At 68.6% G+C, this 20,686-nt stretch carries 15 protein-coding genes; 8 read left to right on the forward strand and 7 right to left on the reverse strand.

Annotated elements, in window-relative coordinates; genetic code table 11:
- Window positions 1-780 carry a 16S rRNA (adenine(1518)-N(6)/adenine(1519)-N(6))-dimethyltransferase RsmA gene (gene rsmA, locus AB7E83_RS14070; RefSeq protein ID WP_428570445.1) on the forward strand — a complete coding sequence of 260 codons (780 nt, stop codon included), beginning with the start codon at window positions 1-3 and terminating at the stop codon, window positions 778-780.
- Between the two features lie 236 nt (window positions 781-1,016).
- Here the strand turns inward: rsmA and AB7E83_RS14075 are convergent, their stop codons facing one another.
- From AB7E83_RS14075 to AB7E83_RS14085, 3 genes are all read right to left on the reverse strand, one after another.
- Window positions 1,017-1,445 carry a barstar family protein gene (locus AB7E83_RS14075; RefSeq protein ID WP_428570447.1) on the reverse strand — a complete coding sequence of 143 codons (429 nt, stop codon included), beginning with the start codon at window positions 1,443-1,445 and terminating at the stop codon, window positions 1,017-1,019.
- Between the two features lie 38 nt (window positions 1,446-1,483).
- Complete coding sequence (locus AB7E83_RS14080) at window positions 1,484-1,891, reverse strand: ribonuclease domain-containing protein (RefSeq protein WP_428570449.1); 408 nt, start codon at window positions 1,889-1,891, stop codon at window positions 1,484-1,486.
- A 184-nt stretch (window positions 1,892-2,075) separates the two neighbouring features.
- Window positions 2,076-4,373, reverse strand: coding sequence for an NADP-dependent malic enzyme (locus AB7E83_RS14085; RefSeq protein WP_428570534.1), 2,298 nt, complete (start codon window positions 4,371-4,373; stop codon window positions 2,076-2,078).
- A 256-nt stretch (window positions 4,374-4,629) separates the two neighbouring features.
- On the opposite strand from AB7E83_RS14085, the gene AB7E83_RS14090 reads away from it, so the two are divergent.
- Window positions 4,630-9,438 (forward strand): NAD-glutamate dehydrogenase, encoded by a 4,809-nt coding sequence (locus tag AB7E83_RS14090; RefSeq protein ID WP_428570451.1) that lies wholly within the window; start codon window positions 4,630-4,632, stop codon window positions 9,436-9,438.
- 75 nt (window positions 9,439-9,513) lie between these two features.
- Here the strand turns inward: AB7E83_RS14090 and AB7E83_RS14095 are convergent, their stop codons facing one another.
- Window positions 9,514-9,789, reverse strand: coding sequence for a hypothetical protein (locus AB7E83_RS14095; protein ID WP_428570453.1), 276 nt, complete (start codon window positions 9,787-9,789; stop codon window positions 9,514-9,516).
- Between the two features lie 183 nt (window positions 9,790-9,972).
- On the opposite strand from AB7E83_RS14095, the gene AB7E83_RS14100 reads away from it, so the two are divergent.
- From AB7E83_RS14100 to AB7E83_RS14120, 5 genes are all read left to right on the forward strand, one after another.
- A complete protein-coding gene (locus tag AB7E83_RS14100) occupies window positions 9,973-11,010 on the forward strand; it encodes an SPFH domain-containing protein (RefSeq protein ID WP_428570454.1) in 1,038 nt (345 codons plus the stop codon).
- 82 nt (window positions 11,011-11,092) lie between these two features.
- Complete coding sequence (locus AB7E83_RS14105) at window positions 11,093-12,571, forward strand: DUF4178 domain-containing protein (protein WP_428570456.1); 1,479 nt, start codon at window positions 11,093-11,095, stop codon at window positions 12,569-12,571.
- 12 nt (window positions 12,572-12,583) lie between these two features.
- A complete protein-coding gene (locus tag AB7E83_RS14110) occupies window positions 12,584-12,805 on the forward strand; it encodes a DUF350 domain-containing protein (protein WP_428570458.1) in 222 nt (73 codons plus the stop codon).
- Between the two features lie 92 nt (window positions 12,806-12,897).
- Window positions 12,898-14,433, forward strand: coding sequence for a polyamine aminopropyltransferase (locus AB7E83_RS14115; RefSeq protein ID WP_428570460.1), 1,536 nt, complete (start codon window positions 12,898-12,900; stop codon window positions 14,431-14,433).
- Window positions 14,412-15,980 carry an FAD-dependent oxidoreductase gene (locus tag AB7E83_RS14120; protein WP_428570462.1) on the forward strand — a complete coding sequence of 523 codons (1,569 nt, stop codon included), beginning with the start codon at window positions 14,412-14,414 and terminating at the stop codon, window positions 15,978-15,980. The genes AB7E83_RS14115 and AB7E83_RS14120 overlap by 22 nt, the downstream gene beginning before the upstream one ends.
- Before the next feature lie 15 nt (window positions 15,981-15,995).
- Here AB7E83_RS14120 and AB7E83_RS14125 read toward each other — a convergent pair whose 3' ends face one another.
- The 3 genes from AB7E83_RS14125 to AB7E83_RS14135 are packed head-to-tail and all read right to left on the reverse strand — an operon-like array spanning window position 15,996 to window position 18,533.
- Window positions 15,996-17,393 (reverse strand): aminopeptidase P N-terminal domain-containing protein, encoded by a 1,398-nt coding sequence (locus AB7E83_RS14125; RefSeq protein WP_428570464.1) that lies wholly within the window; start codon window positions 17,391-17,393, stop codon window positions 15,996-15,998.
- The gene (gene murU / locus AB7E83_RS14130; RefSeq protein ID WP_428570466.1) at window positions 17,390-18,097 is read right to left on the reverse strand and encodes an N-acetylmuramate alpha-1-phosphate uridylyltransferase MurU; all 708 of its coding nucleotides are present in this window, start codon (window positions 18,095-18,097) and stop codon (window positions 17,390-17,392) included. Before murU ends, AB7E83_RS14125 begins: the two co-directional genes overlap by 4 nt.
- Before the next feature lie 58 nt (window positions 18,098-18,155).
- The gene (locus AB7E83_RS14135; protein ID WP_428570467.1) at window positions 18,156-18,533 is read right to left on the reverse strand and encodes an S-adenosylmethionine decarboxylase family protein; all 378 of its coding nucleotides are present in this window, start codon (window positions 18,531-18,533) and stop codon (window positions 18,156-18,158) included.
- A 107-nt stretch (window positions 18,534-18,640) separates the two neighbouring features.
- Here AB7E83_RS14135 and tkt point away from each other — a divergent pair, with 107 nt between their 5' ends.
- Complete coding sequence (gene tkt / locus AB7E83_RS14140; RefSeq protein WP_428570469.1) at window positions 18,641-20,677, forward strand: transketolase; 2,037 nt, start codon at window positions 18,641-18,643, stop codon at window positions 20,675-20,677.
- Window positions 20,678-20,686 lie beyond the last annotated feature (9 nt).

Below are 20,686 nucleotides of genomic sequence, written 5' to 3' on the forward strand. Positions count from 1 at the left end.
GTGAGACACGTCCCGAAGAAGCGCTTCGGTCAGCATTTCCTGTCCGACGCGTCGATCATCCACCAGATCGTTCGCGAGATCGACCCGAAGCCGGGCCAGCCCATGGTCGAGATCGGCCCGGGCCTCGCGGCGCTCACGCAGCCGCTCGTGGAGCGTGTGGGCCGTCTCATGGTCATCGAACTCGACCGCGACCTCGCGGCGCGGCTGCGCCAGCATCCGCAGCTTGACGTGATCGAGAGCGACGTACTCAAGGTCGACTTCCGCGCGCTGGCGGCGGGGCGCAAGCTGCGCGTGGTGGGCAACCTGCCCTACAACATCTCCTCGCCGATCCTCTTTCACCTGCTCGACTTCGTCGATGCGGTGGAGGACCAGCACTTCATGCTGCAAAAGGAAGTGGTCGACCGCATGGTGGCCGCGCCCTCGACGAGCGACTACGGGCGGCTGTCGGTGATGCTCCAGTGGCGCTACGCGATGGAGGACGTGCTGTTCGTGCCGCCCGAGTCGTTCGATCCGCCGCCGCGGGTCGACAGCGCCGTCGTCCGCATGGTGCCCCTGGCGCAGCCGCCGTCGCTCGACGCGAAGCTGCTGTCCGAGCTCGTGCAGGTCGCCTTCAGCCAGCGCCGCAAGCTGCTGCGGCATTCGCTGGGCAAGTGGCTGGAGCAGAAGCGATTCGCCGGTGATTTCGACGTACAGCGCCGTGCCGAGGAAGTGCCGGTACACGAGTACGTCAGCCTTTCGCAGGCGGTCGCGCCGATCCCGACGCCGCCATCCGCGCGATGAAAAAAGCCCGTCGCAAGGACGGGCTTCTCATCGTTCGGACGACGGGACGGATCAGGCTGCCGTGAGCCAGTATCCCGAGTTGAACGGGCTGCTCATGCGCAGCGCCTGGGGCGTCACGTCGAGCAGCTTGTCGGTCGGCAATTTCTCGCCTTCCGCCGGGGGGACGGCAATGCTGGGGGCAGCAACGCCTTGAGCCTCGTTCGCCCGTTCCGCTTGGCTGTTTTGCGCGGAACGGGCTACCGAAAAGAATAGAAGCAGCGGAACGGTACCTTGCGGTCCGCCCAGAAGTCCGCGGTGTCCCGGAAGATGTCGAGCAGCTGCTCGCGCGCTTCCTTGTCGAACTTGCCGTTGGCCGGAATGTGTTCCAGCACCACGATGAAGCCCGGCTGCGGCCCCGACTTGTGCAGCGGGTCGGTCATGCAGTCGTACAGCGCGTCGAAGTTCTTGCCGAAGTGGGCGGGCAGCATGAATTGCTGCGCGATCAGGTCGAGCACGTCCTGCTTGCTCTGCGCGGTGGCGAGGTTGGCGTACAGGAAATGGTGGCCGAGGGCCGTGGCCGTTTCCTGCAGGTCCTGCACGCGAAAGGCGCGGATCGACTGCACGATATTGCCGCGCACGCCTTTCAGCTGCGTTTCGCTGAGGTCCTTACGAAGTGGCGTATCCATCTCCGTGTCTTTCTCTGTAGTCAAAAAAACATCCCGGCTCATTTTTCGGGTTTCTCCACGATCTTGCGAAAACTGGCGTAGTGGTCGGCCGTGTACCAGCAGGCGTGCGGTACTTTCTGCGGCCCTCCACACACGATGCGCCGGGCCCCCCGGTCGCGCGATCCTGGTGTCTTCACGGTGTATTCGCGGTAATAGCCGCGCTTCTCGCGCGGCAACAGCCGCTCGCGATTGCCGAACACCGTGCCGTCCTTCTCGAAAGGGAACGGGCCGCCCGCGCGGATGCGTTCGTAGGTCTCCCGGCCCTGGCGGGGCAGCTCGGCCAGCGTGATCGTGGCCGGGGCGGCGCCAGGGTCCGGCGACACCCTGGCATGCACCAGGGTGGGGCTCGGAATCGCGAAAACCAAGATGCTAGTAAGCGCAAACTTGACCGCCGCAATGCGGGCCATATGGACCTTCTGAGTGACCTCTTTTCGAAAGAACATCTCCGGGTAAACCCGGAAATTCACGCCGGCTAGTGTGCAGCATGTGCCACCAAAACGCAAGCGGCTGCCCACTTTTTGGGCAGCCGCGCTGGGGGCTTTGTGAGCCGAACGAACTAATGCGAGTTAGTGCCTGCTCTCTATTAAACCTTTATCGTCCGGCGTTGGCGTCCGCGACGGTCAGCGCCGTCATGTTCACGATCCGGCGCACCGTGGCACTCGCTGTCAGGATGTGGACCGGCTTCGCGGCCCCCAGCAGGACCGGGCCGATGGCGATGTTGCCGCCGGCCGCCGTCTTCAGCAGGTTGTAGGAAATATTGGCAGCGTCGATGTTCGGCAGGACCAGCAGATTGGCGTCCCCGGTCATCGAGCTGCCCGGCATGATCAGCTTGCGTGCATTGCCGTCGAGCGCCACATCGCCGTGCATTTCGCCGTCGACTTCGAGCCAGGGCGCCTGCCGCTGAAGCAGCCCGAGGGTCTGGCGCATCTTCACGGCGCTCGGCTGGTTGCTCGATCCGAAGTTGGAGTGGCTGAGCAGCGCCGCCTTCGGCTTCAGGCCGAAGCGCATCATTTCCTCGGCCGCCATGATCGTGATCTCGGTCAGCTGCTCCGCGCTCGGGTCGTAGTTGACGTGCGTGTCGACCAGGAACACCTGCCGGTTCGGCAGCATCAGCCCGTTCATGCAGGCATAGGTATTGACGCCCTCGCGCTTGCCGATCACCTGGTCGATGTAGTGCAGGTGGATCGCCGTCGTGCCCCAGGTGCCGCAGATCATGCCGTCCACCTCGCCCTTGTGCAGCAGCATCGCGCCGATGAGCGTGAGGCGCCGGCGCATCTCGATCTTGGCCATCTGGGCCGTGACGCCCTTGCGCTCGGCCATGCGGTGGTAGGTCTGCCAGAAGTCGCGATAGCGCTCGTCCTGCTCGACGTTCACCACATCGTAGTCGCGCCCCTCCGCCAGGCGCAGGCCGAACTTCTCGATGCGCTGGGCGATCACGGCCGGGCGTCCGATGATGGTGGGCCGGGCGACGGATTCGTCCACCACGATCTGCGCGGCGCGCAGCACGCGCTCTTCCTCGCCTTCGCAGTACGCGACCCGCTTCTTCGTGGCGACTTTCGCGGCCATGAAGATCGGCTTCATCGTCGTGCCCGATGCGTACACGAAGGTCTGGAGCTTGTCGCGGTACGCATCCATATCGGCGATGGGCCGCAGCGCCACGCCGCTTTCCGCCGCCGCCTTGGCCACCGCGGGCGCGATCTTCATCATCAGGCGCGGATCGAACGGCTTCGGAATGAGGTACTCGGGGCCGAAGGCGAGCTGCTGCCCCGCGTACGCGGCGGCGACGACCTCGCTCTGCTCGGCCTGCGCGAGTTCGGCGATGGCGTGGACGGCCGCGATCTCCATCTCCACCGTGATCGTCGTCGCGCCGCAGTCGAGCGCGCCGCGGAAGATGTAGGGGAAGCACAGGACGTTGTTCACCTGGTTCGGATAGTCCGTGCGGCCGGTCGCCATGATGCAGTCGGCGCGCGCGGCCTTCGCATCCTCCGGCGCGATCTCCGGATTCGGGTTCGCGAGCGCGAGGATGAGCGGACTCGCCGCCATCTTCTTCACCATCTCGGGCTTGAGCACGCCGCCGGCCGACAGGCCGAGGAACACGTCGGCATCGGCGATCGCCTCGGACAGCGTGCGCTGCGAGGTCGGCTGCGCGAACTGGATCTTGTCCTCGTCCATCAGCTCGGTGCGTCCCTCGTAGACCAGGCCGGCGAGGTCGGTGACCCAGATGTTCTTGCGGGGAATGCCCAGTTTCACCAGCAGGCCCAGGCAGGCGAGCGCGGCGGCGCCGGCGCCTGAGGTCACGAGCTTCACCTCCGACAGCGACTTGCCGACCACCTTGAGCCCGTTGAGGATGGCCGCGCCGACCACGATGGCCGTGCCGTGCTGGTCGTCGTGGAAGACCGGGATCTTCATGCGCTCGCGCAGCTTGCGCTCCACGTAGAAGCAGTCCGGCGCCTTGATGTCCTCGAGGTTGATGCCGCCGAAGGTGGGCTCGAGCGCCGCGATGACGTCGACGAGCTTGTCGAGGTTCTCCTTCTCCGCGATCTCGATGTCGAAGACGTCGATGCCGGCGAACTTCTTGAACAGGACGCCCTTGCCTTCCATCACCGGCTTGGCTGCGAGCGGCCCGATGTCGCCCAGCCCGAGCACGGCCGTGCCGTTGGTGATGACGGCGACCAGGTTCCCGCGCGCCGTGTACTTGAAGGCGTTGACCGGGTCCTTGACGATTTCCTCGCACGGCGCCGCGACGCCCGGCGAATACGCCAGCGCGAGGTCGTGCTGATTGAGCAACTGCTTGGTGGCCGCGATGGCGACCTTGCCCGGCGTGGGGTACTGGTGGTATTCCAGCGCGGCCTGGCGCAGCTCCGCGCGTTTTTCTTCCGTGTTCACCATGGGCATGTGTCGAAGTCTCCTGGGCCCGGTTATGCCATGCCGGCGGGCCGTTGTCCGGCGAAAAGGTCCGCGATTGTAGAGCCGGTTTCGGGAAAACCCTAGTACGAGGATGTGCGTATGAGCGCAGCGTGCATTGAGCGGAACGCGGCACCCTCGCGATTCGACATCATGCGGCTTGTGCATGGGGCGGGCCCGATACGGCATTGGACCGCGACCCCGCGGCCGCACTACAGTGCGCTCGCCAGAGGAGAACGACATGGACGCATCCACCGAAACCGCACGGGGCGAGCGCATCGCGGCGGTACTCGCGCTCGCCGCGGCGCGGCTGCCCACCGACGAGCGACTGCGCATCGAGCCTTTCGCGCGCGACTACTTCCATCAGCTCGACGCGCGCGACCTCGCCGAGCGCACGGCCGAGGACCTGCTGGGCGCGCTGCTGTCGCACTGGCAGCTCGGCGCGGTGCGAGCGCCCGGCGTGCCGAAAGTGCGGGTGTTCAGCCCCTCCCTCGGCGAGGACGGCTGGGGCTCGCGCCACACCGTCGTGCACATCGTCAACGACGACATGCCCTTCCTGGTCGACTCGGTCACGATGGAGATCAACCGGCAGGGTCTTACGCTGCACCTCATCGTGCATCCGATCTATGCGGTCGAGCGCGATGGCCAGGGCCGGATGCAGGCGATTCACTCGCGCGAGGACGCGCCGCAGGCCCCGCGCGAATCGTGGATGTCGATCGAGGTCGACCGCATCGTCGAGCCCGAGGTCCGCGCCCGGCTCGCCGCGGGCCTCGAGCACGTGCTGGCCGACGTGCGCGCTTCCGTCGCCGACTGGAAGGCGATGCTCGCGCAACTGGAGGCCGCGACCGTGGCGCTGGACCACGTGCCGGCGTCCGTGCCGCCGGCGGCGATCGCGGAGGCCCGGCACTTCCTTCGATGGCTGGCCGACGATCACTTCACCCTGCTCGGCTACCGGCAGCAGGACCTCGTCGAGGTCGATGGCCAGACGGCCCTGCGCACCGTTGCCGGCACGGGCCTGGGCCTGCTGCGCGAGCGGGCGGACACGATGTCGGCGAGCTTCGCCGCGCTGCCCGCGTCCGCGCGGGAGCTCGCGCGCGCGCCGCTGCCCCTGCTCGTGGTCACCAAGGCCAACACGCGCTCGACCGTCCACCGCGACGGCTACACCGACTACATCGGCGTGAAGCGCTACGACGCGAACGGCACCGTGGTCGGCGAGCACCGTTTCATCGGCCTCTTCACGTCGAGCGCGTATTCGTCGCGGGTGGCCGAGACGCCGTTGCTGCGCGGCAAGGTCGAAGCCATCGCGCGCCGCGCCGGACTGCCGCCCGGCGGCCATCTCGCCAAGGCGCTGCAGCACATCCTGGAGACCTATCCGCGCGACGACCTGTTCCAGATCCCCGACGACGAGCTGTACGACACGGCGCTGGGGATCCTCGCGCTCGGCGAAAGGCAGCGGCTGCGCCTGTTCACCTGGAACGACCCGTTCGGCCGCTTCGTGTCGTGCCTGGTGTTCGTCCCGCGCGAGGCGTTTTCCACCGAGCTGCGCATCAAGTTCCGCAACATTCTTCTGCAGGCGTTCAACGGCACGGGAGCGGACTTCGACGTGCTGCTCTCGGGCACGGCGCTCGCGCGCATCCACTTCACGATCCGCACCACCACAGGCCAGATTCCCGCGGTCGATCGCAACGAACTCGAGCGAAAGCTCGCGGCCGCCGCGCGCCGCTGGGACGACGAGTTGCGCGATGCGCTGGTCGAGGCCGAAGGCGAAGCCCGCGGCCTCGCGCTGTACCGCCGCTGGGGCGCGGGCTTTCCGGCGGCCTATCGCGAAGGCGTGTCGGCGCGCGCGGCGGTGCCGGACGTGCGAAAGATCGAGTCGCTCACGCCCGAGAACCCGCTCGCGCTGTCGCTGTACTGGCCGCTCGGCGCGCCCGCGGGCTCGCTGGGGCTGAAGGTGTATCGGCTCGGCCGGCCCGTGATCCTGTCGGACAGCCTGCCCATGCTCGAACACATGGGCGTGCGCGTGCTCTCGGAGGCGAACCACCGCATCGCCGGCGAGAACGGCCGCAGCGTGTCGTTCCACGATTTCGAGCTGCAGGCGCGGCCCGACGAAAGCGCGGAGCCCGAGACGCTCGCGCGCCTGTTCGAGGACGCGTTCGCGCGCGTCTTCCGCGGCGAAGTCGAGAGCGACAGCTTCAACCGCCTCGTGCTGCTCGCCGCCCTCTCGGCCGAGGAGATCGTGCTGCTGCGCGCGTACACGAAGTACCTGAAGCAGATCGGCTTCGCGCAGTCGCTCTCCACCATTTCCAACACGCTCGCGGCGCACCCGCGCATCGCGCGCATGCTCGTGGCGCTGTTCCGGCTGCGCTTCGATCCGACCGCGCACGACGAGGCCGGCGAGCGGGCGCAGGTCAACGCGATCGAGGCCGCGCTCGAAAAGGTGAGCAACCTCAACGAAGACCTCGTGCTGCGCCAGCTGCTCGCGCTGGTGCAGGCGACCTTGCGCACGAACTTCTGGCGCACGGGCGTCGGCCACAGCGGGGCGCCCGGGCCGCGCCGCGCCTTCCTCAGCTTCAAGCTCGACTCGGCGCAGGTGCCGGGGCTGCCGCAGCCGCGGCCGCTCTACGAGATCTTCGTCCACTCGCCGCGCTTCGAAGGCATCCACCTGCGCGGCGGCAAGGTCGCGCGCGGGGGGCTGCGCTGGTCGGACCGGCCCGACGACTTCCGCACCGAGGTGCTGGGGCTCGTGAAGGCGCAGATGGTGAAGAACACGGTGATCGTGCCGGTCGGCTCCAAGGGCGGCTTCGTGCTGAAGAAGGCGCCGCCCGCGAGCGACCGCGAGGCGTTCATGAAGGAGGGCGTGGCCTGCTACCAGGACTACCTGCGCGGCCTGCTCGACCTGACCGACAACCTCGTGGGCGGCAAGACCGTGCCGCCGCCGCAGGTGGTGCGCAAGGACGGCGACGATCCCTACCTCGTCGTCGCCGCCGACAAGGGCACGGCGAGCTTTTCGGACTTCGCCAATGCGGTCAGCGCCGAATACGGCCACTGGCTCGGCGATGCGTTCGCCTCGGGCGGCAGCGTCGGCTACGACCACAAGGCGATGGGCATCACCGCGCGCGGCGCGTGGGAGAGCGTCAAGCGCCACTTCCGCGAGCTCGGCATCGACACGCAGAGCACGGACTTCACCGTCGTGGGCATTGGCGACATGTCGGGCGACGTGTTCGGCAACGGCATGCTGCTGTCGCCGCACATCCGCTTGGTGGCCGCGTTCGATCACCGGCACGTCTTCATCGATCCCGAGCCCGATGCCGCGAGCTCGTTCGAGGAACGCAAGCGCCTCTTCGCCCTGCCACGATCGTCCTGGGCCGACTACGACATGCAGCGCGTCTCGGCGGGCGGCGGCGTCTGGGCGCGCTCGGAGAAATCGGTGCCGCTGTCGCCGCAGGCGCGCACGGCGCTCGGGATCGCTGCGGAGAGCCTCACGCCCGCCGAACTGGTCACGGCGATCCTGAAGGCGCCGGTGGACCTGCTCTACAACGGGGGCATCGGCACGTACGTGAAGGCGTCCGACGAATCGCATGCGGACGTGGGCGACCGCGCGAACGACGCCGTGCGAATCGACGGCCGCGACTTGCGCGTGAAGGTCGTCGGCGAGGGCGGCAACCTCGGCTTCACGCAGCTGGGCCGCGTGGAGGCGGCGCTGGCCGGCGTGCGCCTGAACACCGATGCCATCGACAACTCGGCGGGCGTCGATACGTCCGACCATGAAGTCAACATCAAGATCCTCCTGGGGATCGCCATCGCCGACGGCGAGATGACGGAAAAGCAGCGCCTCGCGCTGCTGCCGCAGATGACCGACGACGTCGCGGCGCTGGTGCTGCGCGACAACTATTTCCAGACGCAGGCCTTGTCGGTCGGCAAGCGCCTCGCCGCGAAGCAGCTCGACGAGCAGGCGCGCTTCATGCGCTTCCTCGAGAAGCAGGGGCAATTGAACCGCGCGATCGAATACCTGCCCGCGGACGAGGAGATCGCGGAGCGCCGCGCCAAGGGCCAGGGCCTGACCTCGCCCGAGCAGGCCGTGCTGCTCGCGTACGGCAAGATGTGGCTGAACGAAGAGCTCATCGCCTCCGACCTCGTGGAGGACCCCTGGGTCGCGACGGCGCTCGAGCGCTATTTCCCCAAGGTCCTGAAGGAGCGGTTCGCGGCCTACATTCCGCGGCATCCCCTCAAGCGCGAGATCATCGCCACGCACGTGCTCAACAGCATGGTCAACCGCGTGGGCCCGACTTTCGTGCACCGGCTCTCCGAGATCACCGGTGCGACCGCGCCGCAGATCGTGCGCGCCTACCTCGCGACGCGCGAGGTCTTCGGTCTCGTGTTCATGTGGCAGGAGATCGAGGCACTCGACAACGTCGTGCCCGATGCATTGCAGGCGGAAATGGTGATCGAGCTGCGCGGCCTGGTGGGACGGGCGACGACGTGGTTCCTGCGATCGCGCCGGCTGAACGAGCCGACCGAGCAGCAGGTCAGGCGCTTCACGCCGGCCGTGCAGGCCTTGCGCGAAGGCCTGGAGAGGCAGGATAGCGTGTCGCCCCGCGCCGCCTCATGGATCGAAGCGGGTGTGCCGAGCGAACTGGCGCGGCACGTGGACATCGCGGGCGTGCTGTTCAACGCGCTCGACATCGCAGAGATCGCGGACAGCACGCAGCGACCCCTGGGCGCGACGGCGCTGGTGCACGCGGGTGTCGGCCAGCGCCTGGGCCTCGACCGGCTGCGCCAGCAGATCGACATGCTGCCGGCCGATGGTTACTGGGCGACGCTTGCGAAGCTCGCGCTCGGCGACGACCTCGCGGACCTTCAGCGATCCATCGCGCTCGAGGCCGTGAGCCACCATGAAGGAGAGGCGGCAGCCGTGCTGGATGGTTGGGAGCACGACAACCGGCAGGCGCTCGAACGGGCGCAACGGCTGCTGGCCGAAACCGCCGAAGCCGGCGGCGGCGATCTTGCGATGCTGTCGGTGGCGCTGCGGGAACTGCGCAACCTGGGGTAAGGAGCGGGGGTGAAAAGCGCGGGGCGGTCGCGAGAAGGGCGCTGCCTGTGCCGAAGGGCGTTGCCTTTCTTTTCCTTACCCGCCCTTTGAATCTCTGGCGCCTTCGGGGGCGCCCGACGATCCGCCGCCGCCACGATGGCTGGTGCGCTGGCGTTCCTGTGTCTGCAGCTTGGCGAGCGCCGATGCCGCGCCCTCGCCGGACGTGGGTTCGGGGGCCGTGCGGTCGATGCCGCGCGTGTCGCCGGCATTCGGGGCTGGGTGTTCCGGGGGAGCCTGAGTCTGCATGTTCTGAACGTCTTGCACCGGGTCGTCGTCGTCGCTCGGCGCTGTTGGTTCGGGAATATTGATCACGGATGAGCAGCCAAAATGTAGGAAGGCCGTCCAGCCGACGGTAGGACGAGCCTTGCGGCCCCGCTTCTCCGCACATTAGATGTTAATCGCTGCCGGGTCTGTAGGACACGCGCCTACGGAGACCAAGGTCTGATCCCACAGGGGCGTATCATGGCCGCGCCGCTTCCCGGCCGAGGAGAGACCATGGCGCTGATGGATTTCATCAAGAAGCAGTTCATCGACATCATCCAGTGGACCGAGGCGGACAACGACACGCTCGCCTGGCGGTTCCCGATGCGGGACATGGAAATCCAGTACGGCGCGTCGCTCACGGTGCGCGAGTCGCAGATGGCGGTGTTCGTGAACGAGGGCAAGATCGCGGACGTCTTCGGCCCCGGCATGTACAAGCTGACGACGCAGACGATCCCCGTCCTCACCTACCTGAAGAACTGGGACAAGCTGTTCGAGTCGCCCTTCAAGAGCGACGTGTACTTCTTCAGCACCCGCCAGCAGCTCGACCAGCGCTGGGGCACGCCGCAGCCCATCACGATCCGCGACAAGGACTTCGGCGCCGTGCGTCTGCGCGCCTTCGGCAACTACGCCTTCCACATCGCGGATCCGAAGCTGTTCCACCAGCAGATCTCGGGCACGCGCGAGGCCTACAAGGCGAGCGAACTCGACGGCCAGTTGCGCGGCATGATCCTGCAGCACATCTCGGATGCCATCGCCGAGAGCGGCATCCCCTTCCTCGACCTCGCGACGAACCAGATCGAGTTCGCCAACGCGTTGCGCAAGGAAATGGAGCCGGCCTTCGCGGCGATCGGGCTCGCGCTCGACGGCATGACGGTGCAGAACCTTTCGCTGCCCGAGGAGCTCCAGAAAATCCTGGACCAGCGCATCGGCATGGGCATGGTCGGCAACGACATGGGCAAGTTCATCCAGTACCAGACGGGGCAGGCGATTCCCGAGATGGCGAAGGGCGCCGCGAGCGGCGGCGGCGGCGTCGTGGGCGATGCAATGGGCCTCGGCGCGGGCGTGGCGCTCGGGCAGGTGCTGGCGCAGAACCTGCAGCAGGGTTTGCAGCAGCGGCCGACGGCGGCGGAAGCCGCACCTGCCGCGCCCACCGTGCGTGCCGAAGACGTCATGGCCACGCTCGAAAAGCTGGGTGAGTTGAAGACCAAGGGCATCCTCACCCAGGAAGAGTTCGACGCCAAGAAGGCGGAACTCCTGAAGAAATTGTGAGCCCCCACGCTCCCCACTCCGTGTGGTCGCTGCCCCCCAAGGGGGCGGGTCCGCCTTGGGGCGGCCCTGCGGCGGACCGGACTTGACCGAACGCGCCTATCGCGCCGCCTGCCCCGGCTGCGGAGCGCCGGTCGAGTTCCGCGGTGCGCAGTCGGCCTACGCCGTCTGCAGCTATTGCCAGAGCACCGTGGTGCGGCAGGGCGACACCCTCTCGCGCATCGGCAAGATGGCGGAGCTGTTCGAGGATCACAGCCCGCTGCAGCTGCAGGCCCGGGGCAGCATCGACTCGCGCGCCTTCACGCTCGTGGGGCGGCTGCAATACAAGAGCGGCAGCGGCAACTGGACGGAGTGGGTCGCCCTGTTCGACGACGGCTCGACCGCGCTGCTGGCCGAGGACAACGGCGCCTACGTGTTCGCGCGCCAGGGCAGCGTCAGGCGCGCGCTGCCCGAGGCTTCGCAGTTCCGCATCGGCGCGACCACCGCGGTCGAGGGCAAGTCCTTCCAGGTGACGCTGAACGAGGAGACCTCGCTGGTCTCCGCGCAGGGCGAGCTGCCCCGCCTGCCGCCGCTGAACCAGTCGTTCCCGATGGTGGAGCTGCGCAGCGCCGACGCCGAAGTGCTGTCCATCGACTTCGGCGCGCAACCGCCGCAGGTCACGCGCGGCCGCGCCGTGACGCTCGACGAACTGCGCATGTCGGGGCTGAAGGAGGAGAGCGCGAAGGAGGAGACGGGCCGTCAGTTCGCCTGCCCCAACTGCGGCGCGCCGGTGGCGCCGAAGCTCTCCCTGAGCCGCAGCATCGTCTGCGCCTCCTGCAATTCGGTCATCGACCTGCGGCAAGGCATCGGCGGTGAACTGGCGCACGCGGAGCAGCATGAGCCGGTGCGGCCGCTCATCGCGCTGGGCAGCACGGGGCAGCTGCAGGGCGCCCAATGGCAGGTGGTCGGCTACCAGCACCGCATGGGCTGGGAGCCGGGCGAGGACGACGAGCGTTTCGGCTGGGACGAGTACCTGCTCTACAACCGCAAGCGCGGCTTCATCTTCCTCGTGGACGCCACCGACGGCTGGAGCGTGGTGAAGCCGACGACGGGTGCGCCGAAACTGTCCGACTCGGCGCAGGAGGCGACGTACCTCGGCAAGACGTACACGCTGCAGTACGGCTACCACGCCGAAACGAATTACGTGTCCGGCGAGTTCTACTGGCCGGTGGAACGCGGGCAAAAATCCTTCAACCGCGACTTCGCGAGCGGCAACGCCTTGCTGTCGATGGAGGAGACGCCGCGCGAGCAGACGTGGTCGGCGGGGAGCAAGATCGCGAGCGAGGCCGTGGCGAAGGCCTTCGGGCTCGAGGACAAGCGGGACCTGCTCAAGCGCGGCGACGCGGGGCCGGTCACGGCCGCCGGCAATGGCGTCGGATGCGGATGCGCGACGATCCTGATCATCCTCTTCGTCGTCCTCGTGCTGGTGGTGCTGGTCAAATCGTGCGAGGACGACAGCCGCACGGGCGGCGGCGTCTATCGCGGGTCGACGGGTGGATTTTCGAGTGGCGGCAGCCACAAGTAGAAGGAGAGCGAGATGGGAATCGAGTGGCTGAGACCGGGGGCCTTCTTCGGCTCCATCCTGTACGCGCTGATCGGCGTGGCCATCTTCTGGCTGTGCTTCGTCATCATCGACAAGCTCACGCCCTACGACCTGTGGGGCGAGATCGTGGAGAAGCAGAACGTGGCGCTTTCCATCGTGGTGGGCGCGATGTCGCTGGGCATCTCGATCATCGTGGCGGCGGCCGTGCATGGCTAGAAAATGTTGACCCCCACGCTCCCCCACTTCGTGTGGGTCGCTGCCCCCCGAGGGGGCCCAGCCGCCTTGGGGCGGCCCGGCGGCGGCTGAGAATGTCCACCGGCGTGCTGCGTGCGCAGCCGCGCCCCCTCGAGGTGGCGCTGCTCGCGTCCGTCTTCGTGGTGGCGGCGTGCGGGCTCGTGTACGAGCTCGCCGCGGGCGCGCTCGCGTCGTACGTGCTCGGCGACTCGGTGCTGCAGTTCTCCACGGTGATCGGCACCTACCTGTTCGCGATGGGCGTGGGCAGCTGGCTCTCGCGCTTCTTCGAGCGCCAGCTGCCCGCGCACTTCCTGCGCATCGAACTGCTGGTCGCGCTCATCGGCGGCGGCATGCCGGCGCTGCTGTACGTGGTGAACGCCTGGCAGCCGGCCGCGTTTCGCGGGCTGCTCTACGGCCTGGTGCTGCTGGTGGGCACGCTCGTGGGGCTGGAGATTCCGCTCGTGATGCGCATCCTGAAGCGCAATATCGCGCTGCGCGAGCTGGTCTCGCAGGTGCTGACCTTCGACTATCTCGGCGCGCTCGCCGTCTCCATCGCGTTCCCGCTGCTGCTGGTGCCGCAGCTCGGCCTGATCCGCACGGGCCTCGTGTTCGGCTTGCTGAACGCGGCCATCGCGCTGTGGGCGCTGTGGCTGTTCCGGCACGAACTGCGGCGCGCCGTCGCGCACCTCGCGGCGTGCCTGATCACGCTGGCCGTGCTGGCGCTGGCGCTGGCACAGGCCGACCGCATCACGAGCTTCGCCGAGGACCGCTTCTACCAAGACCCCATCCTGCTCACCGAGACCTCGCCCTGGCAGCGCATCGTCGTCACGCAGGGGCGCACGGGCGTGCGCCTCTACCTCAACGGCAACCTGCAGTTCGCGCAGAGCGACGAGTACCGCTATCACGAGGCCCTGGTGCATCCCGCGATGAGCGCGCACGGCGCGCCGCGCAAGGTGGCGGTGCTCGGCGGCGGCGACGGCATGGCGGTGCGCGAGGTGCTGCGCCATCCGCAGGTCGAGAGCGTAACGCTGGTGGAGCTCGATCCGCACATGACGCGCCTGTTCTCCTCGCATCCGGCCCTGGCGCGCCTCAATGAAGGCGCCCTCGCCTCGCCGAAGGTGCGGATCGTCCATGCCGATGCGTTCAAATGGCTGGAGGAAGGCACGGAGACCTTCGACGTCGTCGTTGTCGACTTCCCGGACCCGACGAACTTCTCGATCGGGAAGCTTTACACCAACTCCTTCTATGCGCTGCTCGACCGGCGGCTCGCGGCCGGCGGCTACGCGGTGATCCAGACGACGTCGCCGCTGATCGCGCGCGAGAGTTTCTGGACGGTCGCGACGACCGTCGAATCGGTGGGGCTTCGCACCGCGCCGTATCACGCCCACGTGCCGAGCTTCGGCGAGTGGGGCTTCATCGTCGCGAGCCGCCGGCCGTTTCGCATGCCGCCGCAACTGCCGGGCGGCCTTCGCTTTCTCGACGCCGCGCAGCTTGCGTCACTCTTCGAGTTCCCCCGCGACATGGCCCGCGTGCCCGCGGAGGTGAACCGGCTCTCCAACCCCGTGCTCGTGACGACCTACGAGCGGGAATGGGGCAAGGTCCATCCTTGAGGCGGCGCACTTTTGTTGCCGCCGCCGCGTCCGCCGCGCTCGCGGGTTGCGAACGCGATGCGACCGTGCAGGTGCAGGGCGGCTTCACCTCCGCATCGCACGAGCTCGGCCATCTGCTGCGCGACACGCGCGAATGGCCCGCCCCGCACACGAGCCGGCGCACGCAGGTGATCGTGGCCGGAGCCGGCATCGCGGGGCTGGCCGCGGCGCGCGCCTTGAGGCAACGCGGCATCGAAGACTTCGCCGTGCTCGATCTCGAGGCCGAGCCGGGCGGCAACAGCCGCGCGGGCGAGATCGACGGCATCGCCTGTCCGCTCGGTGCGCACTACCTGCCGCTGCCGGGCGACGACGCGCCCGAGTTGCAGGCGCTGCTCGAAGAACTCGGCCTGCGGCGCCGGGTCGGCGGCCACTGGCGCTACGACGAGCGCCACCTCGTGCATGCGCCGCAGGAGCGGCTGTGGTTTCGCGGACAGTGGCAGGAGGGCCTGCTGCCGGTGCAGGACGTGCCGGCGTCGACGCTCGAGGCCTATCGCGCATTCGGCCGGCGCATCGAATCGCTGCGTCGCGGCGCGCGCTTCGCGATTCCGATGGCCTTGCGGCCCGACGCGCGCCGCCATCCCGAACTCGATGCGCTGACCTTCGCGGCCTGGCTCGCGCGCGAGCGCTTCGACGACGAGTTGCTGCGCGGTTATCTGGACTACTGCTGCCGCGACGACTACGGCGCGGGAATCGATACGGTCTCGGCCTGGGCCGGCGTGCATTACTTCGCCGCGCGCCACGGCTTCCATGCCCCCGGCAGCGGAGATGTGGACAGCGCGCCGCCGCTCACCTGGCCGCAAGGCAACGCCCATCTGTCACGGGCGCTCGCCGCGCCGCTGGAGGACCGCTTTCGCGGCGGACGGCTCGTGACGCGGATCCAGGAGGCGCCCCACGGCGTCGAGCTCGATGCGTACAACGCGGCGACGCGTGCGGTCGAGCGCTGGCAGGCCGTGCACTGCATCGTGGCGCTGCCGGTGTTCGTCGCGGCGCGCGTGCTGGCGACGCCGTTCGACTTCGTGCAGCGCAAGCTCGCGGGCACGCGCTGGGCGCCGTGGCTGGTGGCGAATCTTCATCTGAAGACGGCGCTGGCGCAGAAGGAGGGCGCCGCGCCCGCCTGGGACAACGTGATCCACGGCGCGCGCAGCCTGGGGTACGTCGATGCGACGCACCAGTCGATGAACCCCGCGCGCGAGGCAACGGTGCTCACCTGGTACCTTGCGCCCGGCGAGGCCGCGCGCAAGGCCGTTCTGGCGCGGCCCTGGAGCGAGTGGCGCGACGAGATCGTGACGGAGCTGTCGACGCCCCACCCGGATCTGCGTCGCCAGTTGACGCGCATCGACGTCACGCGCTACGGCCACGCCATGGCGATCCCGACACCGGGGACGCTGGCGCTGGCCGGTGCGCCGCCGCGCACGGCGCGGCTCTCGTTCGCGCATGGCGACTGGGCGAGCTATTCGATCTTCGAGGAGGCTTTCACGCTCGGCCACCATGCGGGGCGATCCGCCTGAGGCCGCGGGGGCGCCCTACTCGCGCATCAACGCCTCGATCTCGTCCGCGGCCACCGGGACGCCGCGCGACATCAGCTCGCAGCCCGCCTCGGTCACCAGCGCATCGTCCTCGATGCGGATGCCGATGTGGTGGAAGCGCTCGGGCACGCCCGGCCCCGGGCGCACGTAGAGGCCCGGTTCGAGCGTGAGCACCATGCCCGGGCGCAGCACGCGGCTGGGCCGCCGCTTCACGATCTCGCCCGAGAGCGGGTCCTTGCGCTCGGTCACGTCGTTCAGCTGCGCGGGCTCGAGGTAGCTGCCGCAATCGTGGACATCCATGCCGAGCCAGTGGCTCGTGCGGTGCATGTAGAACGGGAAGTAGGCGCGGCTTTCGATCGCGTCGTCGACCGTGCCGACCTTGTCGCGGTCGAGCAGCCCCGTGTCGAGCATGCCCTGCACGAGCACGCGCACCGCCGCATCGTGCGGATCGTCGAAGCGCGCGCCGGGCTTCGTCGCGGCCACCGACGCTTCCTGCGAGGCATGCACGATGTCGTAGAGCTCGCGCTGCGCGGGCGTGAATCGGCCGTCGGCGGGAAAAGTGCGCGTGATGTCGCTTGCGTAGCCGTCGAGCTCGCAGCCGGCGTCGATCAGCACGAGTTCGCCGGCTTTCACCGGCGCGGCATCGGCGGCGTAGTGGAGCACGCACGCGTTCGCCCCCGCCGCGACGATGGAGGCGTAGGCGGGATACTGCGATCCGCCCATGCGGAACTCGTGCAGCAGTTCGGCGTCGAGGTGGTATTCGCGCAGGTCGCGGCCTTCGCGCAGCGCGCGCGCCGACGCCTGCATGGCGCGCGCGTGCGCGCGAGCACTGATGGCGCCCGCGCGCCGCATGATGTCCTGCTCGTGCGGGTCCTTCACGAGCCGCATCTCGTCCAGCACCATGCACAGGTCGCGCTGCTGCTCCGGGCACAGCGCGCCGAAGCGGGAACGCGCTCGCACCTTGTCGAGCCAGCCTGCGACGCGCGCCTCGATGCCGTCGTGAACGGCGAACGGAAACCACACGATGTCGCGGTTCTCCAGCATGCGCGGCAGACGGGTTTCGAGTTCCGTGGCGGCGTGGGCGGCGTCGATTCCGAGCGCGCCTGTCGCGGCCTCGGGGCCGAGCCGGTAGCCCGTCCAGATTTCGTGCTCGATCTCCTTGGGCTGGCAAAAGAGCGTGCTCTTGCCATCGCTGGCGATGACGAGCCAGGCATTCGGCTCCTTGAAGCCGGTGAGGTAGTAGAAGTAGCTGTCGTGCCGGTAGAGGTAATCGCTGTCGCGGTTGCGCGGACGCTCCGGCGCGGTGGGGACGAGCGCGATGCCGTCGGGGCCGAGCTGGGCCGCGACCTGCGCGCGGCGCTGCATGTAGACGGAGGGGGTCACGACGGAATTCATTGCAAGGATTGTCGGCTGTTCAACGCCGCCAGCCGCTGCGGCGTGCCGACGTCGGTCCACTCGCCCTCGTACAGCTCGCCGGTGACCTGTCCGTCCGCCATCGCCGCGCGCAGCAGAGGCGCGAGCGCGGCCTTGATGCCTGCGGGGTTGCCGTGCGGAATCGAGGCGAAAAGCGACTGCCGATACAGCCCGATCGTCGAATAGGTGAACTGCTCGTCCGCACGGCTGAGCACCTGCGCGTTGGCGGCCAGGCCGAAGTCGCCCTTCGGGTTGTGATCCGGGTTGCGGACGAGGTAGAGATGCGCGAGCTTGCCGCTGCGCTCGAAGCGTCGCAGCGCGTCTGCGGAAAATTCGAAGCCAGGCACGAACACGTCGCCGGCCACGACCCAGAAGCACTCCGCGAGCAGCGGCAGCGCGCGCGCGATTCCGCCCGCGGTCTCCAGCGCGCCGCCGAAGTCGCGGCCTTCGTGCGAATAGCGCAGTGCCGCGCCGGCGTGCGTGGCGCCGAATCGGGCTTCGATCTGCTCGCCGAGCCAGGCCGTGTTGATCGCGATGGAGTCGATGCCCGAGCGCGCGAGCGCGTCGAGGTGGTACTGCATGAGCGGACGGCCGCGCACTTCCAGCAACGGCTTCGGAGAGGTGTCGGTCAGCGGCCGCATCCGCTCGCCCCGCCCCGCCGCGAGGACCATCGCACGCGCGTTCATTCGAAAACCTCCGTGCTGCGCCCTGCGGTGCGAACGCCTTCGGGCGGCCGTGCGGCGTTCATGCTTCATCCCCCCGGTCCAGCGAGCGCTGCTCCGTCCACTGCGGCTGGAAGCGGTTCACCAGCGCATACATCAGCCCGCGCGCCTTGGCGGAATGGTCCGCGCCGAAGTTGCACACGTAGACGTCGCAGGTCACGGCTTTCTGCTCGGGCCAGGTGTGCAGGCAGACGTGCGACTCCGCGAGCAGCACGGTTGCCGTCACGCCGCCCGGCGCATCGCCGGTGCCGGGAAACGCGTGGAAGAGTTCGTCCACCACCTGCAGGCCCACCGCCTCCACCGCCTCGCGGCACCAGCGGCCGAGCTTCTGCGCATCGGTGAGCCAGGACGCGTCGCAGCGGCACTGGTAGCAGTCGGCGGTGAGGTGCAGGCCCTTCATGGCCCGACTGTAGTGCAGGGCCGCTCGGCGCAGCGGCGGCGCCCCGGCGGGGTGACCCTTTAAAATCCGGGGTTTCCCCCGACTCAATCCCCCGGAGCTGCCTTCTGATGGCCAACGAATCACTGATGGCGAACGCGATCCGCGCGCTTGCCATGGACGCCGTGCAACAAGCGAACTCGGGCCACCCGGGCGCGCCCATGGGCATGGCCGACATCGCGGTGGCCCTGTGGCACCGGCACCTGAAGCACAGCCCCGCCAATCCGCAGTGGGCCGACCGCGACCGCTTCGTGCTGTCCAACGGCCACGCGTCGATGCTGCTCTACTCGCTGCTGCACCTCACCGGCTACGACCTGCCCATCGGCGAGCTGAAGGGCTTCCGGCAGATGCATAGCAAGACGCCGGGCCACCCCGAGGTCGACGTCACCCCCGGCATCGAAACCACGACCGGCCCGCTCGGCCAGGGCGTCACCAACGCCGTCGGCATGGCGCTCGCCGAAAAGCTGCTCGCCGCCGAATTCAATCGCGACGGCCATGCCGTCGTGGACCACCACACCTACGTGTTCCTCGGCGACGGCTGCCTGATGGAAGGCATCAGCCACGAGGCCTGCGCGCTCGCGGGCGCGTGGAAGCTCAACAAGCTCGTCGCGATCTACGACGACAACGGCATCTCCATCGACGGCCAGGTCACGCCCTGGTTCATCGACGACACGGCGGCGCGCTTTCGCGCCTACGGCTGGAACGTGATCGGCCCCGTCGACGGGCACGACGTCGAAGCGGTCGGCCGCGCCATCGCCGACGCGAAGGGCAGCGCCGAGCGGCCGACGCTCATCGTGGCGAAGACGCACATCGGCAAAGGCTCGCCCAACCGCGCCAACACCGCCAAGGCGCACGGCGAGCCGCTCGGCGCCGACGAGATCGCGCTCACCCGCACCGCGCTCAAGTGGGAGCACACGCCGTTCGAGCTGCCGCAGGCGGTGTACGACGAATGGAATGCGCGCGCGAAGGGCCGCGCGGCCGAGCAGGCCTGGGATGCGCGATTCGCCGCGTATCGCGCGGCTCACCCTGATCTCGCCGCCGAATTCGAGCGTCGCATGAAGGGCGAACTGCCCAAGGGCTTCACGCAGGTCGCAGTGGACGCGACCATCGGCGCGCACGCCAAGGCGGAGACGGTCGCTTCGCGCAAGGCGTCGCAGATCGCGCTCGAGGCCTTCACCGCCGCGATGCCCGAATTGCTGGGCGGCTCCGCCGACCTCACCGGCTCGAACCTCACGAACACCAAGAGCACCGCGCCGCTGCGCTTCGACCAGGCGGGCGACCCCGTGCGCGGCGAGGACGGCACGATCGGCCGCCACATCAACTACGGCGTGCGCGAGTTCGGCATGGCGGCCATCATGAACGGCATTGCCCTGCATGGCGGCTTCATTCCCTACGGCGGCACCTTCCTCACGTTCAGCGACTACAGCCGCAACGCGATCCGCATGGCGGCGCTGATGAAGCGGCGCGTGATCCACGTGTTCACGCACGACTCCATCGGCCTGGGCGAAGACGGCCCGACGCACCAGTCGGTCGAGCATGCCGCGAGCCTGCGGATGATCCCCGGCCTCGACGTGTGGCGCTCGGCCGATACGGCCGAAACGGCGGTCGCCTGGACCGTCGCGCTGCAGAACAGGAACCGGCCGACGGCGCTGCTGCTGTCGCGCCAGAACCTGCCGTATGCGCCCAAGCTCGCGCTCGACGAGATCACCCGCGGCGCCTATGTGCTCGCGGACCCTCAGGAGGTCGGCATCGCGCGCCGCCCGCAGGCCGCGATCATCGCGACCGGCTCCGAAGTGCAGCTCGCGCTGAAGGCGCAGGAGCTGCTCGCGCAGTCGGGCATCGCGACGCGGGTCGTCTCGATGCCGAGCACGACGACCTTCGACCGCCAGGACGCCGACTACAAGCAGGACGTGCTGCCGCCCGGCCTGCCGCGCATCGCCGTCGAGGCGGGCGTCACGGATTTCTGGTGGAAATACGGCTGCGCGGCGGTGGTGGGCATCGACTCCTACGGCGAGTCCGCGCCCGCCAATGTGCTGTTCAAGCATTTCGGTTTCACGCCCGAGAACGTGGCGGACACGGTTCGCGCCGTCCTCGCGCGCAAGGTTTGATTTTTCAGG

The sequence above is a fragment of the Ramlibacter sp. genome, from assembly GCF_050250995.1.
Taxonomy (GTDB): domain Bacteria; phylum Pseudomonadota; class Gammaproteobacteria; order Burkholderiales; family Burkholderiaceae_C; genus Ramlibacter.

Bases quoted from the DNA above. Each gene is read 5' to 3' on its own strand.
- AB7E83_RS14075 (WP_428570447.1), bottom strand. From the start codon at position 1,445: ATGGATACGCCACTTCGTAAGGACCTCAGCGAAACGCAGCTGAAAGGC.
- AB7E83_RS14080 (WP_428570449.1), bottom strand. From the start codon at position 1,891: ATGGCCCGCATTGCGGCGGTCAAGTTTGCGCTTACTAGCATCTTGGTT.
- AB7E83_RS14085 (WP_428570534.1), bottom strand. From the start codon at position 4,373: ATGGTGAACACGGAAGAAAAACGCGCGGAGCTGCGCCAGGCCGCGCTG.
- AB7E83_RS14090 (WP_428570451.1), top strand. From the start codon at position 4,630: ATGGACGCATCCACCGAAACCGCACGGGGCGAGCGCATCGCGGCGGTA.
- AB7E83_RS14100 (WP_428570454.1), top strand. From the start codon at position 9,973: ATGGCGCTGATGGATTTCATCAAGAAGCAGTTCATCGACATCATCCAG.
- AB7E83_RS14110 (WP_428570458.1), top strand. From the start codon at position 12,584: ATGGGAATCGAGTGGCTGAGACCGGGGGCCTTCTTCGGCTCCATCCTG.
- AB7E83_RS14115 (WP_428570460.1), top strand. From the start codon at position 12,898: ATGTCCACCGGCGTGCTGCGTGCGCAGCCGCGCCCCCTCGAGGTGGCG.
- AB7E83_RS14120 (WP_428570462.1), top strand. From the start codon at position 14,412: ATGGGGCAAGGTCCATCCTTGAGGCGGCGCACTTTTGTTGCCGCCGCC.
- AB7E83_RS14125 (WP_428570464.1), bottom strand. From the start codon at position 17,393: ATGAATTCCGTCGTGACCCCCTCCGTCTACATGCAGCGCCGCGCGCAG.
- murU (WP_428570466.1), bottom strand. From the start codon at position 18,097: ATGAACGCGCGTGCGATGGTCCTCGCGGCGGGGCGGGGCGAGCGGATG.
- AB7E83_RS14135 (WP_428570467.1), bottom strand. From the start codon at position 18,533: ATGAAGGGCCTGCACCTCACCGCCGACTGCTACCAGTGCCGCTGCGAC.
- tkt (WP_428570469.1), top strand. From the start codon at position 18,641: ATGGCCAACGAATCACTGATGGCGAACGCGATCCGCGCGCTTGCCATG.